The organism is Pseudoxanthomonas sp. LjRoot206 (assembly GCF_056175725.1).
On record NZ_JBGFFI010000001.1, the window covers coordinates 301,724 to 327,076 of the forward strand.

Genomic DNA, 25,353 nt, shown 5'->3' on the forward strand with positions numbered 1-25,353 from the left:
GGGGCGGCAAGTGCGCAGGGCATTTCCCTGTAGGAGCGCCCTTGGACGCGATGCTCTTCCCACAGACCCGTCAACACGCCGGGAGCATCGCGCCCAAGGGCGCTCCTACAAAGGGCGAGCGTCAGCGATGAGGGAGACCGAGATCTTTGAGAAACATCCTTGCATCTTCCGCGTCCTGTTCGAACCACGCCCGGGTCGAACCGAGCCGATACGTATACCCCCATGTATCCATGTCGGCCATCAGCCGCGCGCGGCCGATGCCGGGCAGCTCGTCGGCGAGGATGATCTGCAGGCAGCAGGTGGCATCCTCCTCGATCACCGAATCGGTGGCGTCGGTATGCACCTGTGCACGCCGCTCCGGCGGCAGGACGATCAGGTGGCAGGCCTCGTGCAGCATCGAATGCACCGGCGTATCGTCTCGCACATAGACGTTGTGCGCGATGACGCCGGCTTCGGGTTCACCCCAGAAACTGCCGGGAATCGACGCGCCGTCCTCGACGCGATGCAGCCGCAGGCCGTAACGGGACAGCAGGGCCGCCGCTGCTGCAAACGGAAGCGAGGCGACCCGCATCACCTCGGCTTCGACGGTGTCTGCAACGACGTCCATGGTCGAGTCGTGAGAGGGCGGAGCGGTGCTCCGCCCGGGCGATCAGGCGCTGCCTTCCTGCAGCGAGACCGAGATATCCAGTACGTCGTGCTCGCCTTCCTTGATCAGCTTCACGTTGACCGCTTCGGCGTCGACGTTGACGTACTTCTTGATCACTTCCAGCAGTTCGCGCTGCAGCATCGGCAGGTAATCGGGCGCGCCACGGGTGGTCCGCTCCTGCGCCACGATGATCCGCAGTCGATCCTTGGCGATGGAGGCGGTTTCTTTCTTCGGCTTGAGGAAATCGAACATGCCCATGGTCAGGCTCCAAACAGCTTGCTGAAGAAGCCTTTCTTCTCCACGGTGGTGAAGCGCATCGGACGGTCCTCACCCAGCAGCCTGCCCACGGCGTCGTCATACGCCTGGCCTGCGGGCGACTCCAGCTCCAGGATCACCGGCTCGCCCTTGTTGGAAGCGTTGAGCACGTCGCCAGACTCCGGGATCACGCCCAGTGTCTTGAGTCCCAGCACTTCTTCGACGTCCTTGATGCTGAGCATCTCGCCGCCTTCCACGCGGGACGGGCTGTAACGGGTCAGCAGCAGGTGCGGCTTCAGCGTTTCGCCGTTTTCGGCCTTGCGGGTCTTGGAGTCCAGCAGGCCGAGGATACGGTCCGAGTCGCGCACGCTGGAGACTTCCGGATTCACCACCACGATGGCGGTATCGGCGAAGTACATGGCGAGGAACGCACCCTTCTCGATGCCGGCCGGCGAATCGCAGACGATGTAATCGAAGCCGTCGGCGTCCAGCTCCTTCAGCACCTTCTCGACGCCTTCCTTGGTCAGCGCGTCCTTGTCGCGCGTCTGCGAGGCGGCGAGCACGAACAGCGTCTCGAAGCGCTTGTCCTTGATCAACGCCTGCTTCAGCGTGGCCTCGCCCTGGGTGACGTTGACGAAGTCGTACACGACGCGGCGCTCGCAGCCCATGATGAGGTCGAGGTTGCGCAGGCCGACGTCGAAGTCGATGACCGCGACCTTCTTGCCGCGGCGCGCCAGGCCGCAGGCGATGCTGGCGCTGGTGGTGGTCTTGCCGACGCCGCCCTTGCCGGACGTGACTACGATGATTTCAGCCAACGGTGTTCTCCTTGGTCGTTCTTATGTTCGGGTGGTGCCGCGCTCAGTCCTGCGCGGCGATCTTGAGTTGGTCCTGGTCCAGCCAGATCTGCACGGCCTTGCCGCGCAGCTCCTTGGGTACTTCCTCCATCACCTTGTAGTGGCCGGCGACGGCGACCAGCTCGGCATGGAATTCACGGCAGAAGATGCGCGCGTCGGCATTGCCGCGCGCACCGGCGAGGGCGCGGCCACGCAGGGCGCCGTAGATGTGGATCGAGCCGTCGGAAATCACTTCGGCGCCGGCGCCGACGGTGCTGAGCACGGTCAGGTCGCGGTTGTCGGCATACAGCTGCTGGCCGGAGCGCACGGGGGTCTTCTGGACCAGGCCCGGCTTGCTGTCCGCGGCCTTCGCGGCCGGGGCGGCGGCCGGCGTGGCGGGGGCGGGTTCCGGTGCGGAACGGACAGGGGCGGGCGCCGCCTGGGCTGTGGTCTCGTACTGCGCGCGGAACTTTGCCAGCAGGGGCAGGCCGAGTTGCTCGGACAGGGTCTCGGTGTCGCGGGTGCCGTAGGCCAGCGCCACCGGCAGGACGCCCGCACCGCGCAGGCCGTCGATCAATGCACGCGCGGTCTCGACGTCGGGCACGCGCGTCAGGCCGCCGAAATCGACGATCACCGCCGCGCGGCCGAACAGCTTGGGTGCGCGCTCGACGCGTTCGCGCATCTCGCGGATGAGCTGGTCGACGTCGAGGGTGCGGATGCGGAGGTTGGCGATGCCGACCTGGCCGATCTTCAGTTCGCCGGCCTGTTCGTAGTCCATGGGGGCTCGCGTCACGCTCATGTACCGGTCGGCCGTTGCGCGCCGGCGTCGGCCAGCAGGCGGGTGCGGGCCCACGGCAGGTCGGGCAGGGCGTCGCCGTAGGTGTCGCGCACCCACGGATAGCTGCAGAGTTCCTTCATCAGCATGCTGGCGCGGACTTCCGCCTCGGCCATGACGTTCTGGCCAACTTCGCGGAAGCCGAAGCTGCCATGGAAGAGCAGGGCCGGGTCGGCGCCGTGGTCGAGGAAGACTTCGCAGGCCAGCTGCGGGTAGCGCAGCTCGGCGAAGCTCTGCACGTCGGCATAGAACGCGCGGCCCACGCCGCCGCCACGGCGGCGGCTGGCCACGACGATGCGGTCGATGTAGAAGAACTGCGGATAACGCTCACGGAACCAGGCGAAGTTGCTGCTGTCGTGCGCGGTGCCGGAGCCGAAGCCGACGAGGAAGCCGGCGAGGTTGCCGTCGCGCTCGGCGACGCGGAAGTATTCGGCCGTCTCGTAGAAGCGGCGGACCTTGGCCGAATCCAGTGGCAGGATCGCCAGGCCGGCATTGTTGTTGAGGGCTAGGACGGAATCCAGCTCGTGCTCGCGCACGTCGCGGATGACAATCGACATTACCTGACTCCGAACGGGTCTTGCAGGGTGGCGCATGGCCAAGGCCGGATTATCGCATGGTGCCGCAGCACGGGGCGAGGCGGCGGGTGAGCCGGGGATGAACCCGTCTATCCTCGTTCCAACGACGGCATGACTTTAGTTGGGACATGGGCGAAGGCGATTCCGCCTAAGATGCCCGGATGCTGGGACGACTGAGCCATACCCGCCTGCTGCGCGCCGCAGGCCTCTACACGTGGGCCCTGGTGGGGATTCCCATCATCCTGAACGTGTGGGTGCTGCCGCCGTCGAGCGGTACGGACGGGCATGGCGTGAACCTGCCACTGACGGCGGTGTGCTACTTCAGCTTCGGCTGCGTGTACTGGCTCGCGACACGAGCCCTCGACGGGCGGCGGGACGGCCTGCCTCTGGGGTGGAACGTACCGCTGGCGATGGTGCTGACGGCGACCGCGATCGGCGTGGGGTTCTACACCCAGACCGGGCTGGGCGCGGTACTGCTGCTGATCATGGCCGGCGTGCTGCCGTGGCTGCTGGAGCTGCGTTTCGCCGTGGCCTGGCTGCTGGCGGCGCACGTGCTGCTGGTGCCGTCGTTCATGGCGCGCGACGACTTCAACTTCTGGGAGGCCCTCTTCCAGTCGATGTTCTACGTGGGTTTCTCGGCCTTCGTGCTGATCACCACCTACGTGGCGCGCCAGCAGGCGCAGGCCCGCGAGGAACAGCGCCGGCTCAACGCCGAGTTGCGGGCCACCCGCGTGCTGCTGGCCGAAAGCGCCCGCGTCAACGAACGCACCCGCATCTCGCGCGAGCTACACGACCTGCTGGGGCATCACCTGACCGCGCTCAGCCTGAACCTGGAAGTGGCCGGCCACATGACCGAAGGGCGCGCGCAGGAGCACGTGCGGCAGGCGCATACACTCGCCCGCCTGCTGCTGACCGACGTGCGCGAGGCCGTCAGCCAGCTGCGCGACAGCGGCTCGATCGACTTGGGCGCCGCCCTGCTGCCACTGGCCGAGAAGGTGCCGTCGCTGTCCATCCACATGGACATCGAGGAGCCCCTGACCCTCGAGGATCCGCACCGGGCGCACGTGTTGCTCCGCTGCACGCAGGAGATCATCACCAACGCGGTGCGCCACGCCGGCGCCCGCCACCTGTGGCTGCATTGCCGGCGGGACGGGACGAGGATCCGGATCGACGCGCGCGACGACGGTGCCGGCAGCCCGCACGTGGTCGCAGGCAATGGCCTGACCGGCATGCGCGAGCGCCTGGCCCAGTACGGCGGCGAGCTGCGCATCGAGACGCAGGCGGGGAAGGGCTTCTGCCTGCACATCGCCCTGCCGGTCAGCGAAGCCGCACCCGCGCTCGCCCCCCTTTCCGTTCCCCAACCCGAACCCGAACCCACACCCGAGCTCAGCTCCGGAGGACCCCTGTGATCCGTGTCTGTCTGGTCGACGATCAAACCCTGGTACGCCAGGGCATCCGCTCCCTGCTGGCGCTGGACGACGGCATCGAGGTCGTGGCCGAAGCCGCGGACGGCAAGCAGGCCGTGGACCTGGTCCCGCAGGTCAAGCCCGACGTGGTGCTGATGGACATGCGCATGCCGGTGATGTCCGGCCTGGAAGCCCTGCAGGCACTGGCGAGGGCCGGCCAGCTGCCGCCCACCATCATCCTGACGACGTTCGACGACGACCAGCTGGTACTCGCCGGACTGAAGGCGGGGGCGAAGGGCTACCTGCTGAAGGACGTGTCGCTGGAGCAACTGGTCGGTGCCATCCGCACGGTCGCCGACGGCGGTTCGCTGGTGCAGCCGGCCGTGACCCAGCGCCTGCTGTCGGGACTGGAGCACATGCGCAACGAGTTCGTCAGCCTGGATCGCCCCGATCCGCTGACCGACCGCGAGACCGAGATCCTGCGCCTGATGGCCAGCGGCTTCTCCAACAAGGAGATCGCCAACTCGCTGGGCGTGGCCGAAGGCACCATCAAGAACCACGTCTCCAACATCCTCTCCAAGCTCGGCGTGCGCGACCGCACCCGGGCGGTGTTGAAGGCGTTCGAGCTGCAGCTCGTCTGAGGCGAAAAAGCCGGTCGCGCGCGGCGCGGCGGCCCTCGCGAGCGCCTCCGGCGCAACCGGCGGAATGCCCGCCGTTGCAGCGCAACAGGGCCCTCGGCACGCCGGCAGCATGCGCCCGCGTACGTGCCGGAATCGGGCGGCCAACCGGTGTCAGATGGGCTGCGCGAAGCCCTGCAACCCTGCTAGGATGCGCGGTGCATTTTTTTCACGGCCGCGGCACCGGCCCCCGGAGACTCCTGAATGACCCGTTTGATCGAGTTCGTGATTGCGTTGGCGCTGGTTCTGGCGCTGTTTCTGGTGATCGGCCTGGTCCTGCCGTCCTCGCGCTCGCTGCAGGAAAGCGTCGAGACCAACCGCCGCATGACCATCGTGTTCGACACGCTGAACAACGTGCGCCGGATGAAGGACTGGAACCCGCTGATCCCGAGCGCGGCCAACGAACTGAGCTATTCCGGCGGCGAAGACAACACGGGTGTCGGCGCCAAGGTGGACTTCAATTCCGCCAATCCCGCCTGGGGCCAGGGCAGCTGGGAAATCACCGCCAGCGAACGTCCCGCCTCGCCGGGTGCCGCCGGCAAGATCGTCTACGCGATCACCGACAAGCGCATGGGTTCGGACAAGCAGTCCGTGTTCGACCTGCAGCCGACCGGCAAGGACAACCGCAACGTCAAGATCACCCAGAGCTACCAGGTGACCTACGGCTTCAACCTGCTCGGCCGCTATGCCGGCATGTACGTCAGCCGCCACGTCGGCGACGCCGTCAAGGCGGGCCTGGGCAAGCTGACCAACATGCTGGCCACCGTGCCGAACTTCGACTACCGCACCGAAGGCAGCCCGCTGACCGGCCTGAAGGTCGTCGACGTGCCGTCCGAGGACCTGCTGGTCGTCACCGCCGGCAACATCGACCGCACCAACGACGCCATCAAGGGCTCGATCAAGCAGAACCAGGAATGGATCAAGCGCGTGATGGACGCCAACGGCCTGATCGCCGCTGGCCCGCTGCGCATCATCACCACCGACTTCGGCGCCGAGAAGTACGCGTTCGACATCGCCCAGCCGGTCCGCAAGGCCAGCCCCGCCGCCAAGGCGGAAGCGGCCGCCGCTGCCGCCGCGCCGGTCACCCCGCCGGAGACGCCGGTCGCGTCGACGGGCGAGCTGAAGGTCACCATCCCGTCGGGCGCCCCGGTCGAGTACGTCCGCACCGAAGCCCGCAAGGCGGCGTTCGCCAGCTATACCGGCTACATGGCCGAGCTCGACAACCAGCGCAATGCGCTGCGTGCCTGGGCGGTCACCGCCGGCCACGAAGTCGTCGACCGTCCGTACGAGTCGTGGAAGTCGGGTGTCGATGGCTCGTTCGAGGCGACCGGCAAGTTCGACATCTACTGGGCTGTCAAGCAGTAAACCTTCCCGGACGCCCGTCCCGGATGTCCCGCTCCACGCCAACGCGCCGCTTCATGCGGCGCGTTGCGTTTGTGGGGTTCGGGTTCCGCGGCGTGGCGTCCGCCGCTGGCAGGATGCCCGCCCGATTCCGGGACCGCTGAGCCGATGAACTACGATCGACGCCAACGCAAACCCTCTTTCCTGGCGCTTGCCGGTGGTCTGCTCGCCGCGGTCGCCGTCGGCCTGTCGGCGTACGCCTCGCACGGGGTCGCCGCGGAGCAGGCGCAGTCGCATGTGCAGACCGCCGCGCTGTTCGCCTTCGGCCACGGACTGGCGCTCGCCGCGCTGACCCCCGGCACCACGCGGCGCATGGGCAAGGCCGCGCTCTGCCTGTTGCTGCTGGGCACGCTGCTGTTTGCGGGCAGCCTGGTGGGAGGCGCCTTGTTCGGTTTGCCGACGCGTCTGGCGCCCGCCGGTGGCATCGCCCTGATGCTCGGCTGGGTGGTGTGGGCGATCGACGCCATCCGCCGCTGACGCCATGCCACGGCACACGCGCGGCTTCGACACCGAGCAGGCCTGGGAGCATCTGAGCCGGCGCGACCGCAAGCTCGGCACGTGGATGAAGCGGATCGGCTACATCGAGCCGCAGCCGACGTGGAAGAAGACCTTCGACCCGGTCGACGCGCTGGCACGGGCCATCCTCTACCAGCAGTTGAGCGGCAAGGCCGCGACCACCATCGTGGGACGCGTGGAGGCGGCCATCGGCAGCACGCGCCTGCACGTCGACACGCTGGGGCGCATCGACGACGTGGCGCTGCGCGCCTGCGGCGTATCCGGCAACAAGACGCTGGCGCTGCGGGATCTCGCAATGCGCGAACAGCGCGGCGAGATCCCCACGCTGCGGCAGATGTCGACCATGCACGAAGACGAGATCGTCTCTGCACTGGTGCCCGTGCGCGGTATCGGCCGCTGGACGGTGGAGATGATGCTGATGTTCCGGCTCGGCCGCCCCGACGTGCTGCCGATCGATGACCTCGGCGTGCGCAAGGGCGCGCAGTTCGTCGACCGACTGGACGTCATGCCGACGCCGAAGGAGCTGGCGGCGCGCGGCGAGAGGTGGGGCCCCTACCGCACGTATGCGGCGCAGTACCTGTGGCGTATCGCCGACGCCGGGACCGAGGCGAAGGCGCCGACGAAGCGGTCGCAGGACTGAGTCAAGCTCCCTGCGCCCCGCGATGCGCATGCGCTTCCTGCTGCAGGTGCCAAAGGCGCCGTACGACGAACAGCAGGCACAGGCTGAGCACGATGTTGCCCGCGTCGCTGGCGATCATCGCGACGTTGCCATCGATTTCGTCCTGGGCATCGTTGCTCGTCAGCCCGGCCCGCATCGCAGCCCAAGACAGGACGCCCGTCACCAACCACAGTGCCCACCACAGGGGGATCATGGGATGGCTGCGCGCATTCGCCACGTTATCCGGCGCCGCGCTGGCCTTCCATGTTTCACGCATCGCGACGAACGGCATCCACAGGTTGGCGAACGGGATGAAGTACCAGAGCACCGACCAGCGGGGCGTTACCGTCATCTGCCAGGCGCCAGCAAGACTATGGGCGTTCCAGCACATGCGATAGAGCCACATGCCGATCACAACGTAGCTGGTCAAGGTGACCAGCAACTGCAGCAGGCCGGTGCCGACCATGGCGATCAGCAGGGGGAACGGTGTGTCGTCGTAGTCGCGCAGGCCGGCCACCACTTCGCCGAGCACGGCGTTCTGTACGAGATAGACAACGATCGCCGCCGCCGAGATCGTCGAGCCTGCAATTAGCAGGCCCATGACGGTGCGGGTGAGCATAGTCGCGTCCCGAAATGGACGGCGGCGCGCGCCGTCGTCGACCTGCGTCAGTTCGGCGGCCGGCGGCCGGTACGGTTGATCCATCATCAAACCCCTGGGTGGGTTCGCAGCATCAGGCTGGACCGTGGCACCAGTGCCACGGCTCGTAAACGATGCCGTGCGGGTTGTCGCGCGGATAGCTCATGGCGAAACCGAAGTCGCCGGCGCGACGGGTGAGCCAGGCGAAGGCGGTGGTGGCTTCGAACGATTCCTCGGCCGGCGGCTCGCCCGGCGTGCCGACGTCGAGCGCGCGTCCGCCGTGGTGTTCGCTGTAGCCCGGCGCGGCGTTGACGGTGAGGATCTGCTCCACCGTCTGCCCGCGCGCCAGCTTCCGCGCGAAGATGCCGAGCTGGTAGTCGTGGCTGCGGTAACCGGAGATCGCCTCGAGGATGACGCCGTCCACCTGCGCGGCGCGCTGCATCGCCAGCCAGGCGCGCGCGGCCGCGGCCGTCAGCCACAGCGGCCTGCGGTAGCGGTCGCGGCCGGCGAACACCAGCGCGGCCGGCTCGGCGACCAGCGTCAGGCCGGTGCGTTCGCTGTAGCGATCGTCCAATCCCAGTCCGTGCAGCCGCTCCTGCAGCGCATGCAGCGGCAGCGCGCCCTGCGCATCCGTGTCGAAGCCGCGTGCAGCACCTTCGAGCCGGTCCAGTGCGTCCCAGGCGTCGTCGAGTCCGGGCTCGCGGGAGAGGCCTGCAACCAGCGGGTGAACCGCCTGCGCCGACACCGCGGCCAGGTAGCGCCCGTCCTGCTTGCGGCGCAGGACGGTGTGCGCGCCGGCGAGCGCACGCGCATCGGCATTGCTGCGCACGCGCAGCACGTCGGCCGGCCATAGCTCGATCTGCGCGGTGTTGAGCAGCAGAGTCTTGAGGGCGCGGGTGGGCAGGCGTCGCATGCCCGCAGCTTAGCGATGCGGGACGGGTGTCGCCAGTTCGCGGAGTCGTGCCAGCAGGTCGGCCGGTCGCGCCGGGCTCAGCAACACCATGCCACCTTCGCGCAGGGGCAGGGTGAGGACGTGGGTCCGATCGGTGACCAGGCAGAACGCCTTGGTGAGGTTGCGCAGGCGGAAATGACCGGCCTTGAAACCCGGCAGGCCGAAGCCGTTGGTCTTCAGCATCGGCGCCAGGTCGGTATGTTCTTCCAGGCTCAGCACGCGCGCCTTGTCCAGGTCGATGGCTTCCACCGGCAGCTTCTTCGTATAGAACGTGGCGCGCACCTGCAACTCGCGGTTGTCCAGCACGATCTGCCTGCGCCGCAGGGCGAGCGTCAGCACCACGCCGATGGCCAGGACGAACGGGACCGCGAGCCATGCAGCGGCTGGTGGCGACGTACGCGACTCCATCGTCATCGCCACGATGACGCCGGCGGTCGCGACGAGCATCGGCAGCCACAGCCACCAGGCCGCGTGGGATGCCAGCGGGGCGACGGGAAACTCCTGCGGATGCTGCATGGGTGGGCTCCGTCAGGATGGGGGTCAGGCAGGCTTCTTGAAGAACAGCCGCACCGAGATCTCGTGCTCGATGAAGAGGGTGCTGACCAGCTCCCATCCCTGCGCGCTCATCTTGTCCATTTCCTGTTGGATGCGGTCGGTGAGCTTGCCGGCGAACATCCTGTACGGGACTTCGACGACCTTGTGGCTCCAGCGATGGTTCATGGCGATTCCTTCTTGTCGGTGTCTGGGGCGCCACCCTTAGGCAGCCGCCCGGCCTTGCGCAGCGCGTCGCGCAGCACGTATTCGATCTGGGCATTGAGCGATCGCAGTTCGTCGTCCGCCCACCGCTGTGCCGCCGTCAATACCTCGGCGTTGATGCGCAACGGATAGGCCTTCTTGTCCTGCTTCTCGCTCACGGGGCTTTCCTGTTCCGGCGGCGCAGCTGCAGCACCATCGACACGATCAGTGCGTTCACCAGCACCACCATCGCGATCACGATGCCCTGCGCGATCCTGTCGTCATCGCCGGCCCAGTAGACGCCGACGGCACCGGCCTGGATCGCCAGCCCCACCAGCACCCAGTGCAGGGCCAGGCCGCGCGAACGGTCGTCGTTCGCCCGGCTCATCCACGCACCGATGAGCAGGGCGGGCAGGCCGGAGACGGCGAGGACCAGCGGGACGAGGGCATGCATGCCGGTGCGCCCGCGTCAGTAGATGGAACCGGTGTTGACGATGGGCTGGGTGCCGCGCTCGCCGCACAGCACGACCAGCAGGTTGCTGACCATCTGCGCCTTGCGTTCCTCGTCCAGCTTTACGACGTCGTTCTTCTGCAGTTCGGCCAGCGCCATCTCGACCATGCCGACCGCACCGGCGACGATGCGCGTGCGTGCTGCAATCACCGCATTGGCCTGCTGGCGCTGCAGCATGGCCTGCGCGATCTCGGGGGCGTAGGCGAGGTGGCTGATGCGCGCTTCGATCACGTCCACGCCGGCCTTGCCGAGGCGCTCGGCGATCTGCTCCTGCAGGTGCTGCGAGATCTCGTGCGGATGGCTGCGCAGGGCGATCTGACGTTCCTCGTGCTGGTCGTACGGGTAGCTGGAGGCCATCGCGCGCAGCGCGGATTCGGACTGGATGTGCACGAAGCTCTCGTAGTCGTCGACGTTGAAGACGGCCTCCGCCGAGTCGACCACCTGCCACACGATCACGGCGGCGATCTCGATCGGGCTGCCGTCCAGCTCGTTGACCTTCAGACGGCTGCTCTCGAAGTTGCGGATGCGCAGCGACACCTTGCGCTTGCTGAGGAAGGGGTTGTTCCAGCGCAGGCCGTTATCCTTCACCGTGCCAACGTACTTGCCGAACAGGCTGAGCACGGCCGACTGGTTGGGTTCCAGCTTGTACAGCCCGGCCATCAGGAACATGAGCACGAAGCCGAGCAGGGCGGCCACGCCCATGTAAGCGGGCTGCTTGTCCGCCGCGCCCGTGAGGAAGAGGGCGATGACCCCCAGGCCCAGCACCAGCAGGCCGAGCAGGGTCGGGATTCCGGGCAACGACGACTTGGCGTTCTCTTTCATGGTCTTGGTCTCAGGGCAGGGTCACAGCAGCGACAGGCCGGCGCCTGCGGCAAGCAGGGCAACGGAGAGGAGGAGCAGGCCGGGAACGACCCGATGCGCCCGGGAGGGCCAGCGGCGCTGGATCTGGTGGATCACGTGGAGCATGGCGGTTCCCCTGGGCTGGCCTGCGATGACTGAAAAGATATCAATTTGATATCAGATGTCAACGAGGGGCCGCCGCCGCTCGTCGGCGGCCCCGTTACACTGGCGCCCCCTTTCCGGACGCCCGCGCATGACCACTCTTGGAACCCCACTGTCTCCGTTCGCCACCCGCGTCCTGCTGCTGGGGTCGGGCGAACTGGGCAAGGAAGTGGCCATCGAGCTGCAGCGCCTGGGCGTGGAAGTCATCGCCGCCGACCGTTATGCGGACGCGCCCGCCATGCAGGTGGCGCATCGCTCCCACGTCCTCGACATGCTGGACCCGGCCGCGATCCGCGCGCTGATCGCCCGCGAGCAACCGCACCTCGTGGTGCCGGAGATCGAGGCCATCCACACGGAAACGCTGGTGGCGCTTGAAGCGGAAGGCGCCGCGCGTGTCATTCCCACCGCGCGCGCCGCGCGCCTGACGATGGACCGCGAAGGCATCCGCCGCCTGGCCGCCGAGACGTTGGGCCTGCCCACGTCGCCGTACCGTTTCGTCGATACGCGCGAGGAATACCGTGAAGCGGTGCAGGCGATCGGCCTGCCCTGCGTGGTGAAGCCGGTGATGTCGTCCTCCGGCAAGGGCCAGAGCACGCTGCGCGGCGAGGCCGACATCGATGCGGCCTGGGACTACGCCCAGACCGGCGGCCGTGCCGGCGCAGGCCGCTGCATCGTCGAAGGCTTCATCGACTTCGACTACGAGATCACCCTGCTGACGGTGCGCCATGCCGGCGGCACCGCGTTCTGCGATCCCATCGGCCACTGGCAGAAGGACGGCGATTACCGCGAGAGCTGGCAGCCGCAGCCGATGTCGCCGCGTGCGCTGGAGCGTGCACAGCAGATCGCCCGTGCCGTCACCGACGACCTTGGCGGCTGGGGCCTGTTCGGCGTGGAGCTGTTCGTGAAGGGCGACGACGTCTGGTTCAGCGAAGTCTCGCCGCGCCCGCACGACACCGGCCTGGTGACACTGGTGTCGCAGGAGCTGTCGGAGTTCGCGCTGCATGCACGCGCCATCCTCGGCCTGCCGATCCCGGCGATCCGGCAGAGCGGTCCGTCCGCCTCCTGCGCGATGCTGGCGCATGGCCATGGCGTGCCGGTGTTCGGCAACGTCGAGGGCGCACTCACCACGCCCGACACCGCCCTGCGCCTGTTCGGCAAGCCGCACGTGGAAGGGCATCGTCGCGTCGGCGTGACGCTCGCGCGCGCGGATGACATCGACACCGCGCGAGCCATGGCGCGCGATGCGAGCGCCGCCATCACCATCACGCTGGAATGAGGGACACGCCATGAACGGCAATACCGGCTATGCCGTGTTCTTCTTCCCGCAGGCACTGGAAGCGCTGGGCGAGGCGATCAAGCCTTACCTGACCGGCCAGGCCGACGGTCCGCATCTCTTCTGCAAGGAGATCGATACCGGCGGCGCCTTCACCGAGATGACGCTGGTCGGCAAGGACGCCGAAGGCAACGAGATGCAGGTGGAACTGATGGTACCCGGCAGCATGATCCGCATGATCGTGTCGGCGCAGAACGAGTCGCTGTTCGGCTTCGGGCCGCGGGTGGCGGCCGCGCCGCCGTCCACACCTACAGCGTAACGTCCACCCACACCAGGTGATGGTCGCTGCCATCGGCGATGGCGGCGTCCGGCTGATCCTTCTTCGGCCAGAACACGCCACTGCCGGTCAGGCTGAAGCCGGTGGACGGCAATACGTAATCCAGTCGCAGCGCGCCGTTGCGGCGGCCGAAATCACCGGTGACATGGGCCGGCGCGCCGCGGCGCTGCAGGCCCCTCGCGGCGTAGGCGAGTGCAGTCTCTTCGCCGCCTTCGCTGCGTGGCGTGGCCATGCGCATCACCCGCGGGTCTTCCAGCAGTTCGATGATCGCTTCGTGCTGTCCATCGCCGTCGGCGGGATCGTTGTTCAGGTCGCCGGCGATGACGAAACGTGCATCGGCCGCCAGGCCACCACAACGCCCTTGGTCGTCGCAGAGCCAGGCGGCATCGCCCGGCGCGAGGTACTCGCGCCACAGCCGGATCTCGTCCGCGTTGCGGATGCCGTTGCGATTCTCGGGACCGTCGAACACCGGCGGCGTCGGATGCGAGACCAGGAAGTGCACTACGCCGCCCGGCGTGCGCACCGGCACGTCCCAGTGCGACTTGGACGACAGGCGCAGCTGCTTCCAGATCGTGTCGGGGTAGAACGCCTGCTTCGTGCTCGGATCCACGGGATTGGTGGCGCCGGGCAGCGTGCTCCAGCGCAACCGCTGGAACGTCCTCACCTGCGCCTCGTCGATGGGGAAACGCGACAGCACCAGCATGCCGTACTGGCCGGGATGCAGCCCGTAGCCCCAGGCGTCGTTGCCGCGTTCGCGGCCCTCGGTACCGACCGAGCCGTTGCGGTCCAGATCCAGGCCGCTGGGCACGCCGGTGTTGACCGGCGCGAGGTAGCGATGGGCATACCGCAATGGTTCGCCGCCGCCAGGCTGGGCGACGTCGAGATAGCGTTGCTGGAACAGATCGGCGGCGCGATGTGCGTCGTCGTAGTCGAACTCGTTCAGCAGCACCAGGTCGGGCCGCACCTTCTGCAGCACCGCGGCGATCTTGCGCGCATGCGCGTCGTCGCCTTCGAGCTGCCGGATCACGCCGCCGACGTCGTCGGAGAACAGGGAGGTGTTGTAGGTCGCCACGCGGAGCGGCGCGGCCTGCCGGCTGGCGGGCTCATCCATCTTTGCGGGCGAGCTGCAGGCGGCGAGCGTCATCGTGAACAAGAGGGCGAGAGTGCGCATGCGCGGATTCTGTCACGCCCGCGTGACAGGCGTAAAAAAAAGCGCCCCGGAAACCGGGGCGCCGCAGGCTAACGACGAGTCGGCCTGGTGGAACCTCAGAACGAGCAGCCCATCGCCGCATAGGCGGTCTTGGCCTGCTCCATCGCGGTCTTGCACTGGGCGGCCAGGGCCGTCTTGTCGGTGACGGCGGACCAGCTGGCCTTCGACTGCTCGATGCCCTGCTTCATCATGTCGCGCTGGGCTTCCGGCACCTTGTCGCTGATGCAGGCATAGACCTTCTCCAGGTACTGGTCGCATTCGGCGACGCCGGTGCCGGCATCCACGGTGTCGGCCGTCGCGGCAACGGCGGCAGGCGCGGTGGCACCGTCACCGGATGCCGCCGGGGCTTCGACCACCGGCGCATCGGCGGCCGGGGTCGCTTCGTCAGCGGGCTTGCAGGCGGCCAGCGCCAGGGTGGTCAGCGCCACGAGGGCAAGGATGTTGAACTTCATGAAAGCTCCAGGCGATTGAGTGGATGTTCCAGTGCCGACGCGCGTGCGCGCCGGCGGCACATTCTGTGCAGTCGGTCACGAAATTGCTATTCACATTTGCGCCTCACAGTAAGCGCGCGGCTGCATCCCGACTCACAGGTTCGCGCGAACCCAGCCACGCCCGTCGAAGCATTCGAGCGGTGCGAACCGCCGCTTGTAATCCATCTTGCGATGGCCATCGATCCAGTAGCCGAGATACAGGTGCGCGTAGCCGTCGCGTCGCGCCCATTCGATCTGGCGCAGGATCGCCAGCGTGCCGAGGCTGCGTGCTTCCAGTGCGGGATCGTAGAAGGTGTAGACCGCCGACAGCGCGCCGGCAATGACGTCGGTCACCGCGACCGCCAGCAGTTGTCCGTCCTCGCGCAGTTCGACGAAGCGCCCGCGCGACCAGCTGCCCACGAGGAACTGGTCGAACTCGCTGGCGCCGTGATCGTCCATGCCGCCGAGCGGATGCCGTGCGGCGAGATAGCGCTGGTACAGCGTAAGGTGTTCCTCGTCGCGCAGTGCGGCGACGATGCGCGTGTCGACGCGCGCGTTGCGCGCGGCGCAGCGGCGCTGGCTGCGGTCGGGCGTGAAGTCGGCCACCGGGATCCGCACGGCGACGCAGGCGCGGCACTGGCGGCAGTGCGGCCGGTAGACGATGTCGCCGGAACGACGGAAGCCCCAGCCCAGCGCATCCGGATACAGCTGCGGCAGACGCGGATCGCGCGGGTCCAGCACCAGGTCGCGGGCGACGCGGTCGGGCCAGTAGCCGCACGGATGCTCGCCGGTATGGAACAGGCGGAGATCGTCGATAGGCTGCGTGTTCTCGCCCATGTCAGCCGGTCCAGCGCGTGGCGAGCGGCCAGAACGCCAGGCCTGCCAGCGCACCGGCCACCGCACCCGCGACCAGGTCGTGTTGCGTATGGCGCTGCAACGCGAGGCGCGACCAGCCCACCGCGGATGCGAACAGCAACGCCGCCAGCACCCAGCCGATGCCGAGCTTGCCCAGCAGGCAGGCGGCGAAGACGATGAAGGCCAGATGCAGCGACAGCTTGCACCAGCGCGCCGTCAGCATCGCCACCAGGATCATCGCGCCGGACAGCGCGAGGCCCAGCGCGAACAGCGGTTGGCTCCCCTGCCACGCGACCAGGATTGCGCCCGTCGTGAGCGCGACCAGCAGGAAACGGTTCAATGCGCTGCGCTCGTGCGTCGCGCTGGCATCCACGTGGTTCCAGCGGCCGCGGCGCACCTGCCACCACGAATAGCCCATCACCAGCGCGGCGAATGCGCCGAAGCCTGCTGCGGACCATGCGGCCGTTCGCGCGTCGCCCTGCGCGAGCGCGATCGCCAGAACGGCCATCGGCAGCACCAGCATCGGGTGGCCGAAGATCGACAGGGCGCGGGCGAGGGGAAGTGACATGCGGCCAGCATACTGCGGCGCCCGGGTCTCGGGGATCGCGACCGTCCGCTGCCTGAATGCGTCCGTCCGCGCGTCAACCGCCGGGGTGCAGGCGCGTTTTCCGTCGCAGTGGCGCAGATGGCGCCGCGTCTTCAGGAGAACACGATGAACCGCAAGACCCTGCTTTTCGTGGCCGTGCTGGCCGCCCTCGGCGCCGGATCCGCGTTCGCCGCCACCCAGGCCGGCGATGCCGCCAAGCCCGCGCGCGCCAGCCTCGACAAGAACAACGACGGCGTGATCGACAAGGCCGAAGCGGCCGCGAACCCGCGCCTCGCGGAACGCTTCGCCGACCTGGACAAGAACGGCGACGGCACGCTGAGCGCCGACGAGCGTCCGCAGCGCAAGGGCATGCGCGGCCACGGCCGCCACGGCGGTCAGCGCCATGGCGACGGCTTCAAGAAGCTCGACACCGACGGCGATGGCCGGATCAGCAAGGCGGAAGCCGCCGCGCAGCCACGCTTCGCCGAACGCTTCGACACGATGGACGTCAACAAGGATGGCGTGATCGACCGCGCCGACCGCGAATTGCGCGGCAAGCAGCGCCGTGACGAATGGTTCGCCAAGGCCGATGCCGACAAGGACGGCAAGCTCACCCGCGCCGAGATCGACCAGGCCGACGTTGCGCGCCGCGCCGAGTTCCAGCAGCGCATGCAGGCGCGCATGGACGAGCGCTTCACCGCGCTGGACGCGAACAAGGATGGCCGCCTGTCGCGTGACGAGGTGAAGGACAAGGGCCGCTTCGCCGAGCGCTTCGATGCGCTCGACACCAACAAGGATGGCTTCCTGTCGAAGGACGAACTGGCCGCGGGTCGTCCGACCCGGCGCTGAGCAATACCCCATCGCGCACCGGTCCTGCGGGGCCGGTGCGCTTGCGTCCGCTAGAAGGCCAGACGACCCGTGCGGACGAGCACGAACGCGATGGCGCCGACGGTGAACAGGCTGGTCAGCACGATCGCCTGCTTGCCGAGCAGATAGGCGTAGCCGCGTCGCCGCCGCTGGTTGGCGGGATGGGCGAGAATCGGATCCATGATCCGCGGCAGCATCACGAGGTACTGGTAATTGACCGCGGACAGACCCACGACCGTGGTGATCGTGATGGCCTGCCAGCCGGTCGCCAGCAGCGTCGCCAGCATCAGGCAGAACAGCCACGTGGAGCCGGTGACGGTGTTGAGCGCCATGAAGCGGCGCACCTGCTGCCGCTCCTGTGCGGTCTGGCAGAAGCGCGCCAGATACCACCAAGTGAAGGCGTAACCGAGGAGGCCGCCGAGCACGCCGCCCAGTGCGCCCCATAGCGCGGCGGGATGCTGGGTGACCTGCTCGACGATCACGCCCATCGAACCGCCTGCCACGCCGCCGGCAACACCGCCGGTCGTCAGTCCGCCGGTTCCGAGTTTGCCGGCCAGTCCACTGCCCAGCACGCCCGAACCGATCACCGTCGCCGCGCTTGCGGCCGGCATCGCGCCGACCAGTCCGCCCATGACGATCATGGTGAACGCGGCAGTCGGGGCGGTGGAGCGCGCGAATTCGCCGAAGCGCTGCAGCAGTTCGTCGCGGACCATCGCGCGGGCACGCGACAGGCGCTTGCGCACGGCCGCGTCACTGAGGCCGAGCAGGTCGGCGACCTGCTGCGAACTCTGGCCCTCGCGGTAGAACAGCAGTAGGGTCTCGCGGCTGTCTTCCGGCAGCGACGAGATGATCTCGGTGGCGACGCGTTCCTCTTCCGTCTGCAGCAGGCGTTCGGCGGGCGTCGGGTCCGGATCGGCGGCCATGCCGATGGCGATCTCCGCCACCTCGCCGGACATCGGCCGGCCGTGCTGCGCGCGCAGCCAGTCGCGCGCCAGGTTGCGGGTGATCTGCCGCAGCCACGGCAGGAAGCTGGCGCTATTCTTCAGCCGGTCCAGCTGCTGCCACGCCTTGAGGAAGGCCTCCTGCGCAATGTCCTCGCTGGCCTGCACGTCGCGCGTGATCGCCAGGGCGATGGCGGTGACGGTGTTCTGGCAGGCATGGACGATGCGGCCGTAGGCCTCCTGGCTGCCACGCGTGGCAGCGGGCAGTTCGGTCTGCAGCATCAGGTCGAGGGCGAGTGCGTTCATGGCATCGGGGTCAGCGAGGGAACCGATGACCCTGACGGCCCGGCGCGCAGGATGTGACCGGCTTTCGAGGCGCGCGCCCTGTCATCCGTTGGCTCAGCCGGCACTGACGGGCTGAATGCGGATGCGGTCTTCCTCTTCTTCCGCCGGGGCGGGTTGGGCAGGCGGCGCCTGCTCCAGCTGGGGCTGTGGCACGGGGGCCGGCGGCGGCACGGGACGCCGCATCCACATCACGACGGCCGCCAGCGCGATCAGCGCCAGCAGGATCAGGCGGATGCGCCAGGCCCACGAACGCTGCGGCGTCGGCGCATCCTGCGGGCTGTTGAACGTCAGCGTGGACGCATAGCCGGGGCGTGTGGTTTCCAGCAGGCCGGCCTCGCGCAGCAGTTCGCGCGCGCGCGGCTGGTCGTCGGCGTGCCGCACCCAGACCGAGGGCTGCAGCTGCGCCTTCACCGGCTCGGTATAGCTGAACTGCCCGCCGCGCTTGCTGTGGTACGAGCGGCCGTTGCTGATGTGCACGGGAATGCCGGCATCGGTCAGCAGCTTGGCCACGCCTTCTACGGTCTCGATCCGCTGGCTGGAAAACACCTGCCGCATGTTGGCTCCTCAGTCTTTCGCGGGGACGGCCGACGCCGCTTCGGCATCCGGCACCACGCGGATCAGGCCCTCCTGCGCGGTGCTGGCGACCAGCCGGCCCTGGCGGTCGAAGATCTGCCCGCGCGCCAGGCCGCGCGAACCGCTCGCGCTGGGGCTGTCGATGGAATACAGCAGCCAGTCATCGGCGCGGAACGGGCGATGGAACCACAGTGCGTGGTCCAGCGAGGCCATCTGCACGTTGGGCTGGTAGTAGCTGATGCCGTGCGGATAGGTGGCTGTGCCCAGCAACTGGAAGTCGGAGGCGTAGGCGAGCAGGGCGCGATGCAGCTCCGGTGAGTCGCCGACCGGTTCGCTGAGGCGGAACCAGACCTGCTGGAACGGCGGACGCTTGGGCGGATTCAGTTCGTCGCGCGGATACACGTGGCGGAACTCGAACGGGCCACGGCGCGACATCCAGCGCTGCACCTTGGGTGGCAGCGCGGCCATCACCTCGGCGGGCACCGGCGGCGCGGGCGCGATGTCTTCCGGCTGAGGCACTTCCGGCATCGATAACTGGTGTTCGGCGCCTTCTTCCTCGGCCTGGAACGAGGCCGCGCAGAAGAAGACCACGCGGCCGTGCTGGATCGCCGTGACGCGGCGGACGGAGAAACTGCCGCCGTCGCGCGTGCGGTCCACTTCGTAGACGATCGGCGCTTCGATGTTGCCGGCACGCAGGAAGTAGGCGTGCAGCGAGTGCGCGCGCCGGCTGCCGGAGCCGCCTTCCACCGTGGCCTGCGCCGCCGACAGGGCCTGGCCCAGCACCTGGCCGCCGAACACGTACTTGGTGCCGATGTCACGGCTCTGGCCGCGGAACAGGTTGTCTTCCAGCCGCTCCAGCGACAGCAGTTCGATCAGTTCGGAGACGACGGGTTCGGGAGCGGGCACGGCAGGGCCTGGAATACGTGGCAAGCCGCGATTATAGCGGCCGACCGCACCCGGTCCGGTCAGGGCAGCAGGCGTTGCAGGGAGGTGCTGCGCAGCACCGCATCCCAGGGGAACAGCGGGCCGGGGTCCATCTTGCGGTGGACGAGGACGTCGGGATCGTCGCTCGCCGGCTCGCAGGCGGTGTCGAGGTCCTCGTGGCCGGCGATGAAGCGCAGTGCGGGCAGTTCGCGCTGCAGGTCGGCCAGCAGGGCCTGCAGCGACGCGATCTGCGCGGCGGTGTAGGGCTCGTCCATCGTCTGGCTGCCGGTGGAGAGCCAGTGCGGGTAGCGGCCGGTGTTGACCAGCTCGATGCCGACCGAGCGCGGGTTGTAGCCGCGTACGTGATGGGCGATGCGCCCAGGCCGCACGTACACATGCACGCTGCCGTCGCGATCAACGTAGTAGTGGCCGCAGTTGCCGGTGCCCGAGGCATGCAGGATGCGTTCGCCGTACTCGCGCGCCATCGCCAGGTCCGGCAGCTCGGTGCAATGGATGACCACCAGGTCGATCTGGTCCAGCGGCCGCGCCTCCAGCTTGTCCTCGTAGGGCAGGGTATCGACGGTGCGGGCGAACAGGGGAAGGTCGGTGCTCATGGCCGGATGCTAGCAGGACCGGGCCGCAGCCCGGTCCGGTAAACTGGCGCCTTCCAGGTCCACCTCGCGCGGGTTTCCCATGCCGCTCAATCCCGACTCTCCCTTGGCCAAACTGATGGCCACCCTGCCGCGCGCCGGCAAGGTGGAGTGGATCGGCCTGCGGCCGGCGCGCGACGAGGTGATGGTCGCCGCCGAGGTTGTCGACGCCGAGACCGGCGCGGGCCTGGTCGGCGACCGTTACAAGGGCGGCAGCGGCAAACGCGGCATCACCCTGATCCAGGCCGAGCACCTGCCGGTCATCGCGGCGCTGGCGCAGCGACCGGATCTCGCGCCGTCGCTGCTGCGTCGGAACGTGGTGGTGTCGGGCATTCCGCTGGTCGCATTGAAGGGCCGCCGCTTCCGTATCGGCGACGCGGTGTTCGAAGGCACCGAGGACTGCGATCCTTGCTCGCGCATGGAAGATGCGCTTGGCCCGGGCGGCTACAACGCCATGCGCGGCCATGGCGGCCTGTGCGCACGCATCGTCGAAGGCGGCACGATCCGCCTGGGCGACACGGTGGAGGCACTGTGATCCGCGGCCACTGCATCCTGTCGCACGGTTTCGAGAGCGGTCCGGACGCGACCAAGGTCACGGCGCTGGCCGACGTGGCCGAACGGCTCGGCTGGAGCCACGAGCGTCCCGACTACACCGATCTGGATGCGCGCCGCGACGTCAGTTCGCTGGGCGATGTCGTCGCGCGCCTGGCGCGCTTGCGTGGCCTCGCGCAGGCGGCGGCCTCGCGCGGACCGGTGGTGCTGGCCGGTTCCAGCCTGGGCGCCTACATCGCCGGCCGCATTTCGCTGGAGCTGCCGGTGCGCGGCCTGTTCCTGATGGCACCGCCGATCACGATGGGGCCGCTGCCGGCGCTCGATGCCGCGGCGGTGCCGGTTTCCATCATCCATGGCTGGGACGACGAACTGATTCCCGCGCAGGCGGTCGTCGACTGGGCATTCCCGCGTCGCGCGCGCCTGCTGCTGGTCAACGATTCGCATCGCCTGTCCGATCACGTGGCTGCGTCAGCGGAAGCCTTCGGGCAGTTGCTGGCTACGCTCTGACTACCCTGCCGTCATTCCGACGCAAGCTTGGCGTTCAATCGCCGGATGGCGGGTCATCCATATTGATCTTGGTTCTGCCTTGGAGTGCTGGCAAGGAGCAAGATGGGTCCCAGCGTTCGCTGGGACGACGATCCTGTTGATAGAGGTTCTACCGTGAAATTCTTCGTTTCCTGCGCGAAAGGCCTGGAATACCTGCTGGCCGACGAGCTGCTCGCGCTCGGCGTGCCCAAGGCCACCGCGACCGTCGCCGGCGTCAATGCGGAAGGCGAGCCGGTCGATGCGCAGCGCGCCGTGCTGTGGTCGCGCCTGGCCAGCCGCGTGCTGTGGCCGATCGCCGAGTTCGAATGCCTCAACGAGCAGGCGCTGTACGACGGCGTGATGGCGATCGCGTGGGAACAGCACACGCGTTCCGAGCTGACGCTGTCGGTGGACGCCCATGTCTCCGGCGAGGCCATCACCCATGCGCGGTTCGCCGCGCAGCGCATCAAGGACGCCGTGGTGGACCGCCTGCGCCAGCAGGGGCTGGAGCGGCCGTCGGTGGATGTGGAACAGCCGGACGTCCGCATCAACCTGTCGCTGCGCAAGAACCGCGCGACGATCTCGATCGACCTGGGCGGCGGTCCGATGCACCGGCGCGGCTGGCGGCAGGCGCAGAACGACGCGCCGCTGAAGGAGAACCTCGCCGCCGCCGTGCTGATGCGCGGCGGTTGGCCGGCGCTGTACCACGACGGCGGCGCGCTGCTCGACCCGATGTGCGGCAGCGGCACGCTGCTGATCGAGGGCGCCCTGATGGCGGCCGACGTGGCGCCCGGCCTGCAACGGCATGGCAACGTGCTGCCGTCGCGTTGGCTGGGCTTCGACGTCGACGCGTGGCGCGCGCTGTTCGCCGACGCGGTGCAGCGCGAAACGGAGGGGCGCAAGGCGCTGCGGCCGGTGTTCTTCGGCAGCGACATCGACCTGGGCGCGATCCGCGCCGCACGCGACAACGCGGTGCTTGCGGGGCTGGCCGGCCAGTTGCAGTTCGACGCGCGCGATGTGGCGCAGTTGCCGGTGCAGGACACGCCGCGTGGCCTGGTGGTCTGCAATCCGCCGTACGACGAACGCCTGGCGGCCGATGCCGAGCTGTACCGCGCGCTGGGCAACGCGCTGCAGGCCGCCGTGCCGCAGTGGCGCGCCAGCCTGCTGTGCGGCAATGCCGAGCTTGGCTATGCGACCGGCCTGCGCGCCGGCAAGAAGTACCAGCTGTTCAACGGCGCGATCGAATGCGCGCTGATCGTCTGCGATCCGGTCGCCACGCCGGCGCGCGAGCCGCGCGAAGCGAAGCCGCTGTCGGACGGCGCGCAGATGGTGGCCAACCGGTTGCGCAAGAACCTGAAGAAATTCAAGCGCTGGCGCGAGCAGGAACAGGTGACCTGCTACCGCGCCTACGACGCCGACCTGCCCGAGTACGCCGCCGCCATCGACGTCTACCTGGAAGAGGGCGGCCAGGCGCGGACCTTCCTGCATGTGCAGGAGTACGCCGCACCGGCCACCATTCCCGAGCACGATGTGCGCCGTCGTTTCAGCGAACTGCTCGCCGCCACCCGCGAGGTCTTCGGCGTGCCGCAGGAGCAGATCGCGGTGAAGTCGCGCGAGCGCGGCAAGGGCGGTTCCAAGTACGGCCGCATGCAGCAGCGCGAAGAATTCATCGTGGTGCGTGAATCGGGCGCGCTGCTGCGGGTCAACCTGTTCGACTACCTCGACACGGGGCTGTTCCTCGACCACCGCCCGCTGCGTCGCCGCATGGCGCAGGAAGCGCGCGGCAAGCGTTTCCTCAACCTGTTCTGCTACACCGGCGTGGCCAGTGTGCAGGCGGCGGTGGCGGGCGCGGCGACGACGACCAGCGTCGACCTGTCCGCGACCTACCTGCAGTGGTGCGCCGACAACCTGGCCGAGAACGGCCTGGGCGGTGCGAAGCACCGGCTGGTACAGGCCGACGCGGTGCGCTGGCTGGAAGCGGAACAGAGCGAATACGACCTGGTGTTCTGCGATCCGCCGACGTTCTCCAATTCCGCGCGTGCCGACGATTTCGACGTGCAAAAGGAACAGGTGCGCTTGCTGCGCGCCGCGGTGGCCCGGCTGGCACCGGGCGGCGTGCTGTACTTCAGCAACAACTTCCGCCGCTTCAAGCTCGACGAGAACGCCGTGGCAGAATTCGCGCGCTGCGAGGAGATCAGCGCGGAGACGATCCCCCCGGACTTCGAGCGCAACGCCCGCATCCACCGCGCGTGGCGGCTGACGCGGGCGTAGTCCCCGGTCAGCCGACGATCAGGACGAAATCGCCGCGCTGCGAGGCCATCGACAGCGCCAGCGTGCTGTCGCGTGCGGCCAGGTCGGCGGCGGAGAGCGCCGTGCTCGGCGGATGCGCGCGGTAGCTGGCGTCGTCGGCCAGGGTGTCGCGCACCACGTAGCCCATCAGCACGTTGACCAGTTCGCCCAGCGCATCCACGGCGAGTTCGTCGTCGCACTGTTCGGGCGTGATCGAGAGCAGGGCGCAGGCGATCGCCTGCATGGTAGCGCGACCGCAGCCGATGCCGATCAGCAGCGAGTCCGTGCCGGCGTCGATGCGCACGTGCGCGGTGACGTCGCAGGCGTCGAGGGTGGCGGCATCGGCGACGCCCGAGGCCTGGCACTGGCTGCCGAGGAGGCGCGGGAACAGACGGTTGCTGACACGGATCGCACTGGTGGCCATGTCGGCCAGCGCGTGGCCGGCGATGCCCAGGGCGAGCGCGTGATTGGCTTCGTCCAGGTCGCGGCGGTGCGCGACCAGTTCGCCTTCCAGCTGCTCGGCGCTCAGTGCGCCCTGGTCGACCAGGATCTGGCCGAACAGCTTGCGGCCCTTCTTCTGCGCCGCCAGCAACACGTCGAGCTGGCCGGCATCCAGCAGGCCCATGTCCAGGGCGATGTCGCCGAATCGGCGGTCTTCCGCGCGCTGGCGGTCGTTGATGCGGCGGGCCTGCGCGGCGTCCAGCATCCGGTGGTGCACGGCGAGTTCACCGAGCAGGGGATTGGAGGCGCGCTGCGCGTCGAGCGCGGCCAGCAGTTGCGCCGAAGTGATGGTGCCGCGTTCCAGCAGGAACTGGCCCAGGAATTTCGCTGCCATGGTGTGGTCTCGTACTGAAGAGGAAGGAGGACGTGCGCGCGGTCAGGCGACCGCTTCGTGCAGCACGCGATCCATCACCTCCGGATCGATGGGCTTCTGCAGGTAGGACTTCGCGCCCAGCTTAAGGCATTCCTCGATGTCCGCCTGCCCACCCAGCGAACTGAGGATCACCACCCGGGCAGCCGGGTCGAGCGACAGGATCTTGCCGAGCGCCTGTTTGCCGTCGCACTCCGGCATCACGAGGTCCATCAGCACCACGTCGGGCTTGAGGGCCTGGTACTGGCTGACGGCCTCGTTGCCGTTGCCGGCTTCGCCGACGACGGTGAAGCCGCAGTCTTCCAGCTGGCGTGCGGCCAGCATGCGCAAGGCGCGCGAATCGTCGCAAAGCAGGACGGTAGGACGTGACGTCATGGTGGTGGATCCCCCTGTTGGATCATGGAAACCCCGCGTCGTCGTGCGACGCGGGTCGACATGTAGGCGTA

Annotated in this window: 33 protein-coding genes and 2 pseudogenes; 12 read left to right on the top strand and 23 right to left on the bottom strand. The window is 68.4% G+C overall.

Annotation, left to right across the window (positions count from 1 at the left end; translation table 11 throughout):
* Positions 1–121 precede the first annotated feature (121 nt).
* The 5 genes from AC04MD_RS01465 to AC04MD_RS01485 are packed head-to-tail and all read right to left on the bottom strand — an operon-like array spanning position 122 to position 3,126.
* Complete coding sequence (locus AC04MD_RS01465; RefSeq protein WP_475495569.1) at positions 122–607, bottom strand: hypothetical protein; 486 nt, start codon at positions 605–607, stop codon at positions 122–124.
* A 42-nt stretch (positions 608–649) separates the two neighbouring features.
* Complete coding sequence (gene minE / locus AC04MD_RS01470; protein ID WP_055941742.1) at positions 650–904, bottom strand: cell division topological specificity factor MinE; 255 nt, start codon at positions 902–904, stop codon at positions 650–652.
* Between the two features lie 2 nt (positions 905–906).
* Positions 907–1,716 carry a septum site-determining protein MinD gene (gene minD, locus AC04MD_RS01475; RefSeq protein ID WP_475495570.1) on the bottom strand — a complete coding sequence of 270 codons (810 nt, stop codon included), beginning with the start codon at positions 1,714–1,716 and terminating at the stop codon, positions 907–909.
* Positions 1,717–1,759: 43 nt separating this feature from the next.
* The gene (gene minC / locus AC04MD_RS01480) at positions 1,760–2,533 is read right to left on the bottom strand and encodes a septum site-determining protein MinC (protein WP_475495571.1); all 774 of its coding nucleotides are present in this window, start codon (positions 2,531–2,533) and stop codon (positions 1,760–1,762) included.
* Positions 2,530–3,126 (bottom strand): GNAT family N-acetyltransferase, encoded by a 597-nt coding sequence (locus AC04MD_RS01485; RefSeq protein WP_475495572.1) that lies wholly within the window; start codon positions 3,124–3,126, stop codon positions 2,530–2,532. The genes minC and AC04MD_RS01485 overlap by 4 nt, the downstream gene beginning before the upstream one ends.
* Before the next feature lie 179 nt (positions 3,127–3,305).
* Here AC04MD_RS01485 and AC04MD_RS01490 point away from each other — a divergent pair, with 179 nt between their 5' ends.
* The 5 genes from AC04MD_RS01490 (at position 3,306) to AC04MD_RS01510 (ending at position 7,784) form a co-directional block, all read left to right on the top strand.
* Positions 3,306–4,553: a sensor histidine kinase gene (locus tag AC04MD_RS01490; protein WP_475495573.1), complete on the top strand. Its 1,248-nt coding sequence runs from the start codon at positions 3,306–3,308 to the stop codon at positions 4,551–4,553.
* The gene (locus tag AC04MD_RS01495) at positions 4,550–5,191 is read left to right on the top strand and encodes a response regulator (RefSeq protein WP_162109974.1); all 642 of its coding nucleotides are present in this window, start codon (positions 4,550–4,552) and stop codon (positions 5,189–5,191) included. Before AC04MD_RS01490 ends, AC04MD_RS01495 begins: the two co-directional genes overlap by 4 nt.
* A gap of 240 nt (positions 5,192–5,431) precedes the next feature.
* A complete protein-coding gene (locus AC04MD_RS01500) occupies positions 5,432–6,592 on the top strand; it encodes a polyketide cyclase (RefSeq protein ID WP_475495574.1) in 1,161 nt (386 codons plus the stop codon).
* A gap of 144 nt (positions 6,593–6,736) precedes the next feature.
* The gene (locus AC04MD_RS01505; RefSeq protein ID WP_475495575.1) at positions 6,737–7,105 is read left to right on the top strand and encodes a DUF423 domain-containing protein; all 369 of its coding nucleotides are present in this window, start codon (positions 6,737–6,739) and stop codon (positions 7,103–7,105) included.
* A gap of 4 nt (positions 7,106–7,109) precedes the next feature.
* On the top strand, positions 7,110–7,784 hold the full coding sequence (locus AC04MD_RS01510) for a DNA-3-methyladenine glycosylase family protein (protein WP_475495576.1): 675 nt from the start codon (positions 7,110–7,112) through the stop codon (positions 7,782–7,784).
* 1 nt (position 7,785) lies between these two features.
* Here AC04MD_RS01510 and AC04MD_RS01515 read toward each other — a convergent pair whose 3' ends face one another.
* The 8 genes from AC04MD_RS01515 to AC04MD_RS01550 are packed head-to-tail and all read right to left on the bottom strand — an operon-like array spanning position 7,786 to position 11,603.
* Complete coding sequence (locus tag AC04MD_RS01515; RefSeq protein ID WP_475495577.1) at positions 7,786–8,505, bottom strand: DUF4328 domain-containing protein; 720 nt, start codon at positions 8,503–8,505, stop codon at positions 7,786–7,788.
* Positions 8,506–8,533: 28 nt separating this feature from the next.
* Complete coding sequence (locus tag AC04MD_RS01520) at positions 8,534–9,352, bottom strand: M15 family metallopeptidase (RefSeq protein ID WP_475495578.1); 819 nt, start codon at positions 9,350–9,352, stop codon at positions 8,534–8,536.
* 9 nt (positions 9,353–9,361) lie between these two features.
* Complete coding sequence (locus AC04MD_RS01525) at positions 9,362–9,907, bottom strand: PH domain-containing protein (protein ID WP_475495579.1); 546 nt, start codon at positions 9,905–9,907, stop codon at positions 9,362–9,364.
* Positions 9,908–9,931: 24 nt separating this feature from the next.
* Complete coding sequence (locus AC04MD_RS01530; protein ID WP_475495580.1) at positions 9,932–10,111, bottom strand: DUF4177 domain-containing protein; 180 nt, start codon at positions 10,109–10,111, stop codon at positions 9,932–9,934.
* Complete coding sequence (locus tag AC04MD_RS01535) at positions 10,108–10,305, bottom strand: type II toxin-antitoxin system antitoxin (RefSeq protein ID WP_475495581.1); 198 nt, start codon at positions 10,303–10,305, stop codon at positions 10,108–10,110. Before AC04MD_RS01535 ends, AC04MD_RS01530 begins: the two co-directional genes overlap by 4 nt.
* A complete protein-coding gene (locus AC04MD_RS01540) occupies positions 10,302–10,580 on the bottom strand; it encodes a hypothetical protein (RefSeq protein WP_475495582.1) in 279 nt (92 codons plus the stop codon). The genes AC04MD_RS01535 and AC04MD_RS01540 overlap by 4 nt, the downstream gene beginning before the upstream one ends.
* Positions 10,581–10,595: 15 nt before the next feature.
* Entirely contained in the window at positions 10,596–11,459 is an 864-nt protein-coding gene (locus AC04MD_RS01545; protein WP_475495583.1) for an SPFH domain-containing protein, read from the bottom strand.
* Positions 11,460–11,480: 21 nt separating this feature from the next.
* A complete protein-coding gene (locus AC04MD_RS01550; RefSeq protein WP_475495584.1) occupies positions 11,481–11,603 on the bottom strand; it encodes a hypothetical protein in 123 nt (40 codons plus the stop codon).
* Between the two features lie 127 nt (positions 11,604–11,730).
* Between AC04MD_RS01550 and purT the strand changes: the two genes are divergently transcribed.
* On the top strand, positions 11,731–12,915 hold the full coding sequence (gene purT, locus AC04MD_RS01555; RefSeq protein ID WP_475495585.1) for a formate-dependent phosphoribosylglycinamide formyltransferase: 1,185 nt from the start codon (positions 11,731–11,733) through the stop codon (positions 12,913–12,915).
* Between the two features lie 10 nt (positions 12,916–12,925).
* Entirely contained in the window at positions 12,926–13,231 is a 306-nt protein-coding gene (locus AC04MD_RS01560) for a hypothetical protein (RefSeq protein WP_475495586.1), read from the top strand.
* On the opposite strand, the gene AC04MD_RS01565 is transcribed toward AC04MD_RS01560, so the two are convergent.
* From AC04MD_RS01565 to AC04MD_RS01580, 4 genes are all read right to left on the bottom strand, one after another.
* Positions 13,221–14,420, bottom strand: coding sequence for an endonuclease/exonuclease/phosphatase family protein (locus AC04MD_RS01565; protein WP_475495587.1), 1,200 nt, complete (start codon positions 14,418–14,420; stop codon positions 13,221–13,223). The genes AC04MD_RS01560 and AC04MD_RS01565 overlap by 11 nt on opposite strands.
* 95 nt (positions 14,421–14,515) lie before the next feature.
* Complete coding sequence (locus AC04MD_RS01570; protein WP_475495588.1) at positions 14,516–14,911, bottom strand: hypothetical protein; 396 nt, start codon at positions 14,909–14,911, stop codon at positions 14,516–14,518.
* A 132-nt stretch (positions 14,912–15,043) separates the two neighbouring features.
* On the bottom strand, positions 15,044–15,766 hold the full coding sequence (locus tag AC04MD_RS01575) for an arginyltransferase (RefSeq protein ID WP_475495589.1): 723 nt from the start codon (positions 15,764–15,766) through the stop codon (positions 15,044–15,046).
* A 1-nt stretch (position 15,767) separates the two neighbouring features.
* Positions 15,768–16,352 carry a hypothetical protein gene (locus tag AC04MD_RS01580; protein WP_475495590.1) on the bottom strand — a complete coding sequence of 195 codons (585 nt, stop codon included), beginning with the start codon at positions 16,350–16,352 and terminating at the stop codon, positions 15,768–15,770.
* 144 nt (positions 16,353–16,496) lie between these two features.
* Between AC04MD_RS01580 and AC04MD_RS01585 the strand changes: the two are divergent.
* Together AC04MD_RS01585 and AC04MD_RS01590 are read left to right on the top strand one after the other, a co-directional pair.
* Positions 16,497–17,006, top strand: a pseudogene (locus tag AC04MD_RS01585) (calcium-binding protein); the annotation flags it as partial.
* A 51-nt stretch (positions 17,007–17,057) separates the two neighbouring features.
* Positions 17,058–17,219 (top strand): annotated as a pseudogene (locus AC04MD_RS01590) (EF-hand domain-containing protein); the annotation flags it as partial.
* Positions 17,220–17,269: 50 nt separating this feature from the next.
* Here AC04MD_RS01590 and AC04MD_RS01595 read toward each other — a convergent pair.
* The 4 genes from AC04MD_RS01595 to AC04MD_RS01610 all read right to left on the bottom strand — a co-directional run bounded on the left by AC04MD_RS01595 (position 17,270) and on the right by AC04MD_RS01610 (position 20,634).
* A complete protein-coding gene (locus AC04MD_RS01595) occupies positions 17,270–18,484 on the bottom strand; it encodes an RNA polymerase sigma factor (protein WP_475495591.1) in 1,215 nt (404 codons plus the stop codon).
* A gap of 93 nt (positions 18,485–18,577) precedes the next feature.
* Positions 18,578–19,078, bottom strand: coding sequence for a putative signal transducing protein (locus AC04MD_RS01600; RefSeq protein WP_475495592.1), 501 nt, complete (start codon positions 19,076–19,078; stop codon positions 18,578–18,580).
* Between the two features lie 9 nt (positions 19,079–19,087).
* Complete coding sequence (gene tesB, locus AC04MD_RS01605) at positions 19,088–20,002, bottom strand: acyl-CoA thioesterase II (RefSeq protein WP_475495593.1); 915 nt, start codon at positions 20,000–20,002, stop codon at positions 19,088–19,090.
* A gap of 59 nt (positions 20,003–20,061) precedes the next feature.
* On the bottom strand, positions 20,062–20,634 hold the full coding sequence (locus AC04MD_RS01610) for an N-acetylmuramoyl-L-alanine amidase (RefSeq protein WP_475495594.1): 573 nt from the start codon (positions 20,632–20,634) through the stop codon (positions 20,062–20,064).
* A 79-nt stretch (positions 20,635–20,713) separates the two neighbouring features.
* Here AC04MD_RS01610 and AC04MD_RS01615 point away from each other — a divergent pair, with 79 nt between their 5' ends.
* The 3 genes from AC04MD_RS01615 to rlmKL all read left to right on the top strand — a co-directional run bounded on the left by AC04MD_RS01615 (position 20,714) and on the right by rlmKL (position 24,018).
* Positions 20,714–21,205, top strand: coding sequence for an MOSC domain-containing protein (locus tag AC04MD_RS01615; RefSeq protein WP_475495595.1), 492 nt, complete (start codon positions 20,714–20,716; stop codon positions 21,203–21,205).
* Complete coding sequence (locus tag AC04MD_RS01620) at positions 21,202–21,729, top strand: alpha/beta fold hydrolase (protein ID WP_475495596.1); 528 nt, start codon at positions 21,202–21,204, stop codon at positions 21,727–21,729. The genes AC04MD_RS01615 and AC04MD_RS01620 overlap by 4 nt, the downstream gene beginning before the upstream one ends.
* Positions 21,730–21,882: 153 nt before the next feature.
* Positions 21,883–24,018 carry a bifunctional 23S rRNA (guanine(2069)-N(7))-methyltransferase RlmK/23S rRNA (guanine(2445)-N(2))-methyltransferase RlmL gene (gene rlmKL, locus AC04MD_RS01625; protein WP_475495597.1) on the top strand — a complete coding sequence of 712 codons (2,136 nt, stop codon included), beginning with the start codon at positions 21,883–21,885 and terminating at the stop codon, positions 24,016–24,018.
* Between the two features lie 7 nt (positions 24,019–24,025).
* On the opposite strand, the gene AC04MD_RS01630 is transcribed toward rlmKL, so the two are convergent.
* Both AC04MD_RS01630 and AC04MD_RS01635 read right to left on the bottom strand, forming a co-directional pair.
* Positions 24,026–24,871: a chemotaxis protein CheX gene (locus tag AC04MD_RS01630; protein ID WP_475495598.1), complete on the bottom strand. Its 846-nt coding sequence runs from the start codon at positions 24,869–24,871 to the stop codon at positions 24,026–24,028.
* A 42-nt stretch (positions 24,872–24,913) separates the two neighbouring features.
* Positions 24,914–25,282, bottom strand: coding sequence for a response regulator (locus tag AC04MD_RS01635; RefSeq protein ID WP_475495599.1), 369 nt, complete (start codon positions 25,280–25,282; stop codon positions 24,914–24,916).
* Positions 25,283–25,353: the final 71 nt, after the last annotated feature.

Coding starts and splice junctions, on each gene's coding strand:
- AC04MD_RS01485 (WP_475495572.1), bottom strand. CDS start 3,126: ATGTCGATTGTCATCCGCGACGTGCGCGAGCACGAGCTGGATTCCGTC.
- AC04MD_RS01560 (WP_475495586.1), top strand. CDS start 12,926: ATGAACGGCAATACCGGCTATGCCGTGTTCTTCTTCCCGCAGGCACTG.
- AC04MD_RS01540 (WP_475495582.1), bottom strand. CDS start 10,580: ATGCATGCCCTCGTCCCGCTGGTCCTCGCCGTCTCCGGCCTGCCCGCC.
- AC04MD_RS01515 (WP_475495577.1), bottom strand. CDS start 8,505: ATGGATCAACCGTACCGGCCGCCGGCCGCCGAACTGACGCAGGTCGAC.
- AC04MD_RS01525 (WP_475495579.1), bottom strand. CDS start 9,907: ATGCAGCATCCGCAGGAGTTTCCCGTCGCCCCGCTGGCATCCCACGCG.
- AC04MD_RS01500 (WP_475495574.1), top strand. CDS start 5,432: ATGACCCGTTTGATCGAGTTCGTGATTGCGTTGGCGCTGGTTCTGGCG.
- purT (WP_475495585.1), top strand. CDS start 11,731: ATGACCACTCTTGGAACCCCACTGTCTCCGTTCGCCACCCGCGTCCTG.
- minC (WP_475495571.1), bottom strand. CDS start 2,533: ATGAGCGTGACGCGAGCCCCCATGGACTACGAACAGGCCGGCGAACTG.
- AC04MD_RS01520 (WP_475495578.1), bottom strand. CDS start 9,352: ATGCGACGCCTGCCCACCCGCGCCCTCAAGACTCTGCTGCTCAACACC.
- AC04MD_RS01600 (WP_475495592.1), bottom strand. CDS start 19,078: ATGCGGCAGGTGTTTTCCAGCCAGCGGATCGAGACCGTAGAAGGCGTG.
- AC04MD_RS01530 (WP_475495580.1), bottom strand. CDS start 10,111: ATGAACCATCGCTGGAGCCACAAGGTCGTCGAAGTCCCGTACAGGATG.
- AC04MD_RS01595 (WP_475495591.1), bottom strand. CDS start 18,484: ATGAACGCACTCGCCCTCGACCTGATGCTGCAGACCGAACTGCCCGCT.
- AC04MD_RS01570 (WP_475495588.1), bottom strand. CDS start 14,911: ATGAAGTTCAACATCCTTGCCCTCGTGGCGCTGACCACCCTGGCGCTG.
- AC04MD_RS01610 (WP_475495594.1), bottom strand. CDS start 20,634: ATGAGCACCGACCTTCCCCTGTTCGCCCGCACCGTCGATACCCTGCCC.
- AC04MD_RS01505 (WP_475495575.1), top strand. CDS start 6,737: ATGAACTACGATCGACGCCAACGCAAACCCTCTTTCCTGGCGCTTGCC.
- AC04MD_RS01510 (WP_475495576.1), top strand. CDS start 7,110: ATGCCACGGCACACGCGCGGCTTCGACACCGAGCAGGCCTGGGAGCAT.
- AC04MD_RS01550 (WP_475495584.1), bottom strand. CDS start 11,603: ATGCTCCACGTGATCCACCAGATCCAGCGCCGCTGGCCCTCCCGGGCG.
- AC04MD_RS01615 (WP_475495595.1), top strand. CDS start 20,714: ATGCCGCTCAATCCCGACTCTCCCTTGGCCAAACTGATGGCCACCCTG.
- AC04MD_RS01465 (WP_475495569.1), bottom strand. CDS start 607: ATGGACGTCGTTGCAGACACCGTCGAAGCCGAGGTGATGCGGGTCGCC.
- AC04MD_RS01545 (WP_475495583.1), bottom strand. CDS start 11,459: ATGAAAGAGAACGCCAAGTCGTCGTTGCCCGGAATCCCGACCCTGCTC.
- AC04MD_RS01580 (WP_475495590.1), bottom strand. CDS start 16,352: ATGTCACTTCCCCTCGCCCGCGCCCTGTCGATCTTCGGCCACCCGATG.
- minE (WP_055941742.1), bottom strand. CDS start 904: ATGGGCATGTTCGATTTCCTCAAGCCGAAGAAAGAAACCGCCTCCATC.
- AC04MD_RS01490 (WP_475495573.1), top strand. CDS start 3,306: ATGCTGGGACGACTGAGCCATACCCGCCTGCTGCGCGCCGCAGGCCTC.
- AC04MD_RS01630 (WP_475495598.1), bottom strand. CDS start 24,871: ATGGCAGCGAAATTCCTGGGCCAGTTCCTGCTGGAACGCGGCACCATC.
- AC04MD_RS01635 (WP_475495599.1), bottom strand. CDS start 25,282: ATGACGTCACGTCCTACCGTCCTGCTTTGCGACGATTCGCGCGCCTTG.
- AC04MD_RS01575 (WP_475495589.1), bottom strand. CDS start 15,766: ATGGGCGAGAACACGCAGCCTATCGACGATCTCCGCCTGTTCCATACC.
- AC04MD_RS01565 (WP_475495587.1), bottom strand. CDS start 14,420: ATGCGCACTCTCGCCCTCTTGTTCACGATGACGCTCGCCGCCTGCAGC.